The organism is Pseudomonas sp. SYWMCR5 (assembly GCF_057197165.1).
Window position 1 is genome coordinate 327,098 of record NZ_JBXUNH010000001.1, and the last position, 7,802, is coordinate 334,899.

6 protein-coding genes and 2 tRNA genes are annotated in these 7,802 nt (G+C 62.0%); 5 read left to right on the plus strand and 3 right to left on the minus strand.

The window, feature by feature from the left end; all coding sequences use genetic code 11:
• The 4 genes from AC2CGW_RS01430 to AC2CGW_RS01445 all read left to right on the plus strand — a co-directional run bounded on the left by AC2CGW_RS01430 (nucleotide 1) and on the right by AC2CGW_RS01445 (nucleotide 4,534).
• Entirely contained in the window at nucleotides 1-1,059 is a 1,059-nt protein-coding gene (locus AC2CGW_RS01430; protein ID WP_186666465.1) for an alpha-ketoacid dehydrogenase subunit beta, read from the plus strand.
• The gene (locus tag AC2CGW_RS01435) at nucleotides 1,060-2,334 is read left to right on the plus strand and encodes a dihydrolipoamide acetyltransferase family protein (RefSeq protein ID WP_484573407.1); all 1,275 of its coding nucleotides are present in this window, start codon (nucleotides 1,060-1,062) and stop codon (nucleotides 2,332-2,334) included. It begins immediately after the preceding gene.
• 2 nt (nucleotides 2,335-2,336) lie between these two features.
• The gene (gene lpdA, locus AC2CGW_RS01440) at nucleotides 2,337-3,716 is read left to right on the plus strand and encodes a dihydrolipoyl dehydrogenase (protein ID WP_186711687.1); all 1,380 of its coding nucleotides are present in this window, start codon (nucleotides 2,337-2,339) and stop codon (nucleotides 3,714-3,716) included.
• 254 nt (nucleotides 3,717-3,970) lie between these two features.
• Nucleotides 3,971-4,534 carry a hypothetical protein gene (locus tag AC2CGW_RS01445; protein WP_238348422.1) on the plus strand — a complete coding sequence of 188 codons (564 nt, stop codon included), beginning with the start codon at nucleotides 3,971-3,973 and terminating at the stop codon, nucleotides 4,532-4,534.
• Nucleotides 4,535-4,653: 119 nt separating this feature from the next.
• Here the strand turns inward: AC2CGW_RS01445 and AC2CGW_RS01450 are convergent.
• Nucleotides 4,654-4,725 (minus strand) — tRNA-Arg (locus tag AC2CGW_RS01450).
• Between the two features lie 629 nt (nucleotides 4,726-5,354).
• Between AC2CGW_RS01450 and AC2CGW_RS01455 the strand changes: the two genes are divergently transcribed.
• Complete coding sequence (locus tag AC2CGW_RS01455) at nucleotides 5,355-5,681, plus strand: Arc family DNA-binding protein (protein WP_029613963.1); 327 nt, start codon at nucleotides 5,355-5,357, stop codon at nucleotides 5,679-5,681.
• An 88-nt stretch (nucleotides 5,682-5,769) separates the two neighbouring features.
• Here AC2CGW_RS01455 and mgtE read toward each other — a convergent pair whose 3' ends face one another.
• Nucleotides 5,770-7,212, minus strand: a complete 1,443-nt coding sequence (mgtE, locus tag AC2CGW_RS01460; RefSeq protein ID WP_484573408.1) for a magnesium transporter — start codon at nucleotides 7,210-7,212, stop codon at nucleotides 5,770-5,772.
• 364 nt (nucleotides 7,213-7,576) lie between these two features.
• Nucleotides 7,577-7,653: transfer RNA gene (locus AC2CGW_RS01465), tRNA-Arg, on the minus strand.
• Nucleotides 7,654-7,802 lie beyond the last annotated feature (149 nt).

The window sequence follows — 7,802 nt, forward strand, 5'->3', positions numbered from 1 at the left end:
ATGAACGATCACAACAACAGCATCAACCCGGAAACCGCCATGGCCACCACTACCATGACCATGATCCAGGCCCTGCGCTCGGCCATGGATGTCATGCTCGAGCGCGACGACGACGTGGTGATCTACGGCCAGGACGTCGGCTACTTCGGCGGCGTGTTCCGCTGCACCGAAGGCCTGCAGACCAAGTACGGCAAGTCGCGGGTGTTCGATGCACCGATCTCCGAGAGCGGCATCGTCGGCACCGCCGTGGGCATGGGTGCCTACGGCCTGCGCCCGGTGGTGGAAATCCAGTTCGCCGACTACTTCTACCCCGCCTCCGACCAGATCGTCTCGGAGATGGCTCGCCTGCGGTATCGTTCGGCCGGCGAATTCATCTCGCCGCTGACCCTGCGCATGCCCTGCGGCGGCGGTATCTACGGCGGCCAGACCCACAGCCAGAGCCCCGAAGCGATGTTCACCCAGGTCTGCGGCCTGCGCACGGTGATGCCATCCAACCCCTATGACGCCAAGGGCCTGCTGATCGCGTCGATCGAATGCGACGACCCAGTGATCTTCCTCGAGCCCAAGCGCTTGTACAACGGCCCGTTCGACGGCCACCACGACCGCCCGGTAACACCCTGGTCGAAGCACCCGCACAGTGCCGTGCCCGACGGCTACTACAAGGTGCCGCTGGACAAGGCGGCGATCACCCGCCCCGGCAACGATGTCACCGTGCTGACCTACGGCACCACGGTCTACGTGGCCCAGGTGGCCGCCGAGGAGAGCGGCGTCGACGCCGAGGTCATCGACCTGCGCAGCCTCTGGCCGCTGGATCTGGAAACCATCGTCGCCTCGGTGAAGAAGACCGGGCGCTGCGTGGTGGTCCACGAGGCCACTCGTACGTGCGGCTTCGGCGCCGAGCTGGTGTCGCTGGTCCAGGAGCATTGCTTCCATCACCTCGAAGCGCCGATCGAGCGCGTCACCGGCTGGGACACCCCCTACCCCCACGCACAGGAATGGGCTTACTTCCCAGGTCCTTCGCGGGTAGGTGCGGCATTGAAACGGGTCATGGAGGTCTGAATGGGCACGCACGTCATCAAGATGCCGGATATCGGTGAAGGCATCGCGCAGGTCGAACTGGTGGAATGGTTCGTCAAGGTCGGCGATGTGATCGCAGAGGACCAGGTGGTGGCCGATGTCATGACCGACAAGGCCACGGTAGAAATTCCCTCGCCGGTCAGCGGCAAGGTCTTGGCCCTGGGAGGCCAGCCCGGCGAGGTCATGGCGGTCGGCAGCGAGCTGATCCGTATCGAAGTCGAAGGCAGCGGCAACCACGTCGACGCGCCGCAGGACAAGCCGGCCGAGCCGCACGTCGCGCCGGCCCCTGCGCCAGCCCAGACAAGGAGCGAGCCGCAGCCCGAAAGCCGTCCGCAGCCGGCCACAAGCCACGCCGTCGCGCCCATCGTCCCGCGCGAGGCGCATGACAAACCACTGGCCTCACCCGCCGTGCGCAAGCGTGCGCTGGATGCCGGTATCGAGTTGCGTTACGTGCATGGCAGCGGCCCGGCCGGGCGCATCCTGCACGAAGACCTCGACGCCTTCATCAGCAAGCCGCAGACCGCCCTCGGCCAGGCGCCAGCCGGCTACGGCAAGCGCACCGACAGCGAGCAGGTGCCGGTGATCGGCCTGCGCCGCAAGATCGCCCAGCGCATGCAGGATGCCAAGCGCCGCGTCGCGCACTTCAGCTATGTCGAGGAAATCGACGTCACCCAGCTCGAAGCCCTGCGCCAACAGCTCAACGCCAAGCATGGCGAGAGCCGTGGCAAGCTCACGCTACTGCCGTTCCTGGTACGCGCCATAGTCGTCGCCCTGCGCGATTTCCCGCAGATCAACGCCACCTACGACGACGAGGCCCAGGTCATCACCCGCCACGGCGCCGTACATGTGGGCATCGCCACCCAAGGTGACAACGGCCTGATGGTGCCGGTACTGCGCCATGCCGAAGCCGGCAGCCTGTGGAGCAACGCCAGCGAGATCGCCCGCGTGGCCCATGCCGCGCGCAACAACAAGGCCAGCCGCGAAGAGCTGTCCGGCTCGACCATCACCCTGACCAGCCTCGGTGCCCTGGGCGGTATCGTCAGCACGCCGGTGGTCAACACCCCGGAGGTGGCGATCGTCGGCGTCAACCGCATGGTCGAGCGCCCGGTGGTGATCGATGGCCAGATCGTGGTGCGCAAGATGATGAACCTGTCCAGTTCGTTCGACCATCGCGTGGTCGACGGAATGGACGCCGCCCTGTTCATTCAGGCCGTGCGCGGCCTGCTGGAACAGCCCGCCTGCCTGTTCGTGGAGTGAGCATGCAACAGATTCTTGATACCACCCTGCTGATTGTCGGTGGTGGCCCCGGCGGCTACGTGGCCGCCATCCGCGCCGGGCAACTGGGCATTCCCACCGTGCTGGTCGAAGGGCAGGCGCTGGGTGGCACCTGCCTGAACATCGGCTGCATCCCATCCAAGGCGCTGATCCACGTGGCCGAGCAGTTCCACCAGACCCGCCGCTACGCCGAAGGTTCGGCGCTGGGCATCAGCGTCTCGGCACCGCACCTGGACATCACGCGCAGCGTCGAATGGAAGGACGGCATCGTCGACCGCCTCACCAGCGGTGTGGCTGCCCTGCTGAAGAAACATGGCGTGAAGGTGCTCCATGGCTGGGCGAAGATCCTCGACGGCAAGAACGTCGAGGTCGACGGCCAGCGCATCCAGTGCGAACACCTGTTGCTGGCGACCGGCTCGAGCAGCGTCGAGCTGCCGATGCTGCCGCTGGGCGGGCCGGTGATCTCCTCTACCGAGGCCCTGGCACCGAAAAGCCTGCCACAACACCTGGTGGTGGTCGGCGGCGGCTATATCGGCCTGGAGCTGGGCATCGCCTACCGCAAGCTCGGTGCGCGCGTGAGCGTGGTAGAAGCGCGTGATCGCATCCTGCCCACTTACGACGCCGAGCTGACCGCACCGGTGGCCGAGTCGCTGAAAAAGCTCGGCATCGCACTGCACCTGGGACACAGCGTGGAAGGCTACGAACAGGGCTGCCTGCTGGCGCGCGACGGCGCAGGCGAACAGTTGCGCCTGGAGGCCGATCAGGTACTGGTCGCCGTTGGCCGTCGGCCACGCACCCAGGGCTTCGGCCTGGAGAGCCTGGCACTGAAGATGAACGGTGCGGCGATCGCCATCGACGAGCGCTGCCAGACCAGCATGCGCAACGTCTGGGCGATCGGTGACGTGGCCGGCGAACCGATGCTCGCACACCGGGCCATGGCCCAGGGCGAGATGGTCGCCGAACTTGTCGCTGGCAAGACTCGGCGCTTCGAGCCCACTGCGATTGCCGCAGTCTGCTTCACCGATCCGGAAGTCGTGGTGGCCGGCAAGACCCCGGACCAAGCCGCCGCGCTGGGCCTGGACTGCATCGTTGCGCAGTTCCCCTTCGCCGCCAATGGCCGGGCGATGAGCCTTGAGTCGAAAAGCGGTTTCGTGCGTGTCGTCGCGCGTCGCGACAACCACCTGATCCTTGGCTGGCAAGCAGTCGGGGTAGCGGTTTCCGAACTCTCCACTGCCTTTGCCCAATCCCTGGAAATGGGCGCGCGGCTGGAAGACGTGGCCGGCACCATCCATGCCCATCCGACCCTGGGCGAGGCCGTGCAGGAGGCTGCATTGCGGGCATTGGGGCACGCACTGCATATCTGAACAGCACTGAAGCGGCGAAAGCCGACTTGACCCGTCGCACCTTGGGTGCGGTGGGTCTTTTTTTGCCGGCAGCAAGGCACGGGTGTTGCCACCAGCCTGTTTGCCGATAGCGGCAAGCCACTTCCTCCTGCGGGCAATCCGCTGCCCTGGCGCTCAGCGCAATCCAGCTACAGCCCTCGCCGCTTCTGGCTTCGGTAGTCTGGCACAGGTTTTGCCGCTAGCTCTGCGCGTTTTACCATCCAAGGAGGAAACACATGATGATCAGCCTCAATGGGCTGGGCTGGCAGACTGCGGTGCAACAACCGCACCGGGTCAACCATGACACTGTCCAGGCCGATATCCTGCCGCAGCGTCAGGCCCTGGCCACCAGCAACACGACAGCCCAACAGAACAGCCAAGGCAACACCTCGCAGCAGAACGCCGAAGACGCCCGCCAGGAAGCCTTCGCCAAGCTCAAGGTCGCCCTGCAGAACCCCGATATCGCCGCGCGCCAGCAAGCCAGTGCATCTAAGCAGCCGGCCAGCAACGCCCTGCAGGAGTTCCGCGACTACATGTCCAAGTCGCCGGAGGAAAAGATCAAGGAGAAGATCCTGCAGGAGCTTGGCATGACCGAAGAGGACTACAACGCCCTGCCTGCGGAGAAGAAACAGAAGATCGACGAACAGATTGCCCAGCGCATGAAAGAAGACGTCGAACTCAAGACCCAGGCCAAGCTGCAGCAGCAGGCTGAACGTGCAGCCGCCAACACGGCCGACATGACCCAGGCCAGCGAGACCAGCAAGCAGCAGGAAGACAAGGAAAAGGCACTGTCGGTCTGAACGACATGATCACGGTGGCCGGTGCGATACCGGTCGTCGTGCGTCGTGGCGAATCTCTGCGATTCGTCCAGCGCTGGAAAGACGGCAACAGGGAGTGGTAGGCGGAATTGCGAAGGATGTGTCCCCTGCTGGAATCGAACCAGCATCTAGCCCTTAGGAGGGGCTTGTTCTATCCGTTGAACTAAGGGGACATCACGTCGCGCATTCTACGCAAATTCAGTGGCTTGGAGAAGCCATCCGAAACGGCGCAGGCGGTCAGCGGCGAGCATGGTAACCAGCGCTCGACCGTTTGTCATGCCCGAGACTGGCATTTCGATGTAGTCCATTTCTGCGTTTTCTCGCCGTCTCCACGCTGCGCGGCGATTCAATTGCATATTAATGGCATCGTCAGGGAATTTTTTGCGTAGGCGCGGTCAAAACGTGAACGTCGGGCGCTTCGGCCTGATGGGGAACGCTTGCGTCATGTTGCATAGCCACTATGCTCAAGGATAGGGAAATCTTGCGAGTTTGATGATTTTCCCCAGGCCTTTGCCAAGTTTTACAAGATTTTGACAGCAAAGGCCTGACAGAAGGTCGAGATGGGAAAGAGTAAAACTTTTCAAACCAGTACTCATTTCTGATAATTGGTACTGGCAGAAAGCCTTTACCCGGATCACTATTTGTCACAGAATTGACGCCAAGGAAACGGCGACCATGAGGCAAGATGAGCATCCAAAATCACATCACGGTTGAACATTTTGTCGTCGCGACGGTCGTACCGACTACCGTGCGGCCAATTTGAGAACCGCTTCCCCTGAACCAGAACAACCGGTCAATTTATATGCGCCCAATGAAACAGGCTATCTACTCCAGCCGCACCGCTGACAAATTCGTCGTCCGCCTGCCTGACGGGATGCGTGAGCGCATTGCCGAGGTAGCGCGCAACCATCACCGCAGCATGAACTCCGAAATCATCGCCCGCTTGGAGCAAAGCCTCATCCAGGAAGGTGCACTGGGCGACGAGTTGAGCATGCGCCTGGACAGCCCTGAACTGTCCCTGCACGAACGCGAGTTGCTGCAACGCTTCCGTCAACTCACCCACCGCCAGCAGAACGCGCTGGTCGCCCTCATCGCTCACGATGTGGAAATGGCAGCCGACGCCTCCTGAGGTTTCCAACGCCCACGAAAAAAGCCAGCGCAAGCTGGCTTTTTTCGTTTGAGCCGAATCAGCCCTTCCTGGCGCTGCACACTGCCCATCAGAGCAGGAACAGTGTCGCCAGGCCGAGGAAGATGAAGAAGCCGCCGCTGTCGGTTACGGCGGTAATCATCACGCTCGACCCCATCGCAGGGTCGCGCCCGAGGCGTGCCAGGGTCATGGGGATCAACACCCCCATCAACGCCGCCAACAGCAGGTTCAAGGTCATGGCTGCGGTCATCACAACACCCAACGACCAGCTGCCGTAGAGCAGGAACGCGACCATCCCGATCACCCCACCCCAGATCAAGCCATTGAGCAAGGATACCGCCAGCTCCTTGCGCATCAGGCGACGCGTATTGCCTGGCGAGACCTGGTCCAACGCCATGGCGCGCACGATCATGGTGATGGTCTGGTTACCCGAGTTGCCACCAATACCGGCCACGATGGGCATCAATGCCGCCAACGCCACCAGCTTCTCGATCGAACCTTCGAACAGGCCGATCACCCGCGAGGCGACGAAGGCGGTGATCAGGTTGATCGCCAGCCAAGCCCAACGGTTGCGCAGCGAGCGCCAGACCGAGGCGAAGATATCTTCTTCTTCGCGCAGACCGGCCATGTTGAGCACTTCGCTCTCGCTCTCCTCACGAATCAGGTCGACCATCTCGTCAATGGTCAGACGACCAATGAGACGATCGCTCTTGTCGACCACTGGTGCGGAAACCAAGTCGTAACGCTCGAAAGCCTGGGCAGCATCGTAGGCATCTTCCTCGGGCTTGAAGCTGACAGGGTCGGTCGCCATGACCTCCGCCACCTTCTTGTCCGGGTCGTTGACCAGCAGACGCTTGATCGGCAGCACACCCTTCAGAATGCCGTCGTAATCGACCACGAACAGCTTGTCGGTGTGCCCCGGCAGCTCCTTGAGCCGACGCAGGTAACGCAGTACCACTTCCAGGCTGACGTCTTCGCGGATGGTGACCATCTCGAAGTCCATCAGTGCACCGACCTGCTCCTCGTCGTAGCTCAGGGCAGAACGCACGCGTTCGCGCTGCTGGGCATCGAGGCTTTCCATCAGCTCGTGGACGACGTCACGCGGCAGCTCAGGCGCCAGGTCAGCCAGTTCGTCCGCGTCCATTTCCTTGGCCGCAGCCAGCAGCTCGTGATCGTCCATGTCGGCGATCAACGTCTGACGCACGGCGTCGGAGACTTCGAGGAGGATGTCGCCGTCGCGATCCGAGCGCACCAGTTGCCAGACCGTCAGGCGATCTTGCAGGGGCAAGGCTTCGAGGATGTAGGCGATGTCGGCGGGGTGCAGATCATCGAGCTTGCGCTGCAGCTCGACCAGGTTCTGGCGGTGGACGAGGTTTTCCACCAGGTCGTTGTGCTGACCTTCCTGACGATGAGTCAGGTCTTCAACGACGCGCTGGCGCTGCAGCAGTTCGATCACCTGGGCGAGGCGATCCTGCAGGCTCTCTTGGACTTTCTTTACTTCGACTTCGGTCATAGGCGAACTCCACTCCCAGCAGCGGAGCACGCCGGGAGAATCAATCGGTCAGATCTGGCTTGATAACGCGTATTAAGGGGTAACTACTGGGTAAGTCCATGGTGGTATTCCACAAGCCCCGGCGGGGCTGACGGGCGCAATCATACACTGCTCAAGCTGTCAGATCGCTTAAATTTTTGGCCGGAACAATCGTTTGCGCGATAAAGCTGTGACAACGCTCGAAGCCAACAGTGCGACGGCAGGCAGCAGTGAAAAAGCACATCGATGTGCAGTGGTGTTCATACGGAGTCTAGCCGTGTGGCATTGACAAATCCGTGAAACGGCAGAAAAGAAAAAGCCCGCTACAGGAGCGGGCTTTTTGGTGTGGCGGACTCAGGAGGATTCGAACCTCCGACCGCTCGGTTCGTAGCCGAGTACTCTATCCAGCTGAGCTATGAGTCCGTGGTTGGTAGTTTTAGACCAGATTACCACTGGTTTTTGAAGCTGCCTTGACAAGCAAAACCACTTCAGAAAGTGGCGGACTCAGGAGGATTCGAACCTCCGACCGCTCGGTTCGTAGCCGAGTACTCTATCCAGCTGAGCTATGAGTC

Excerpts from the sequence above, each read along its gene's own strand:
- AC2CGW_RS01430 (WP_186666465.1), top strand. The coding sequence starts at position 1 with ATGAACGATCACAACAACAGCATCAACCCGGAAACCGCCATGGCCACC.
- AC2CGW_RS01435 (WP_484573407.1), top strand. The coding sequence starts at position 1,060 with ATGGGCACGCACGTCATCAAGATGCCGGATATCGGTGAAGGCATCGCG.
- lpdA (WP_186711687.1), top strand. The coding sequence starts at position 2,337 with ATGCAACAGATTCTTGATACCACCCTGCTGATTGTCGGTGGTGGCCCC.
- AC2CGW_RS01445 (WP_238348422.1), top strand. The coding sequence starts at position 3,971 with ATGATGATCAGCCTCAATGGGCTGGGCTGGCAGACTGCGGTGCAACAA.
- AC2CGW_RS01455 (WP_029613963.1), top strand. The coding sequence starts at position 5,355 with ATGCGCCCAATGAAACAGGCTATCTACTCCAGCCGCACCGCTGACAAA.
- mgtE (WP_484573408.1), bottom strand. The coding sequence starts at position 7,212 with ATGACCGAAGTCGAAGTAAAGAAAGTCCAAGAGAGCCTGCAGGATCGC.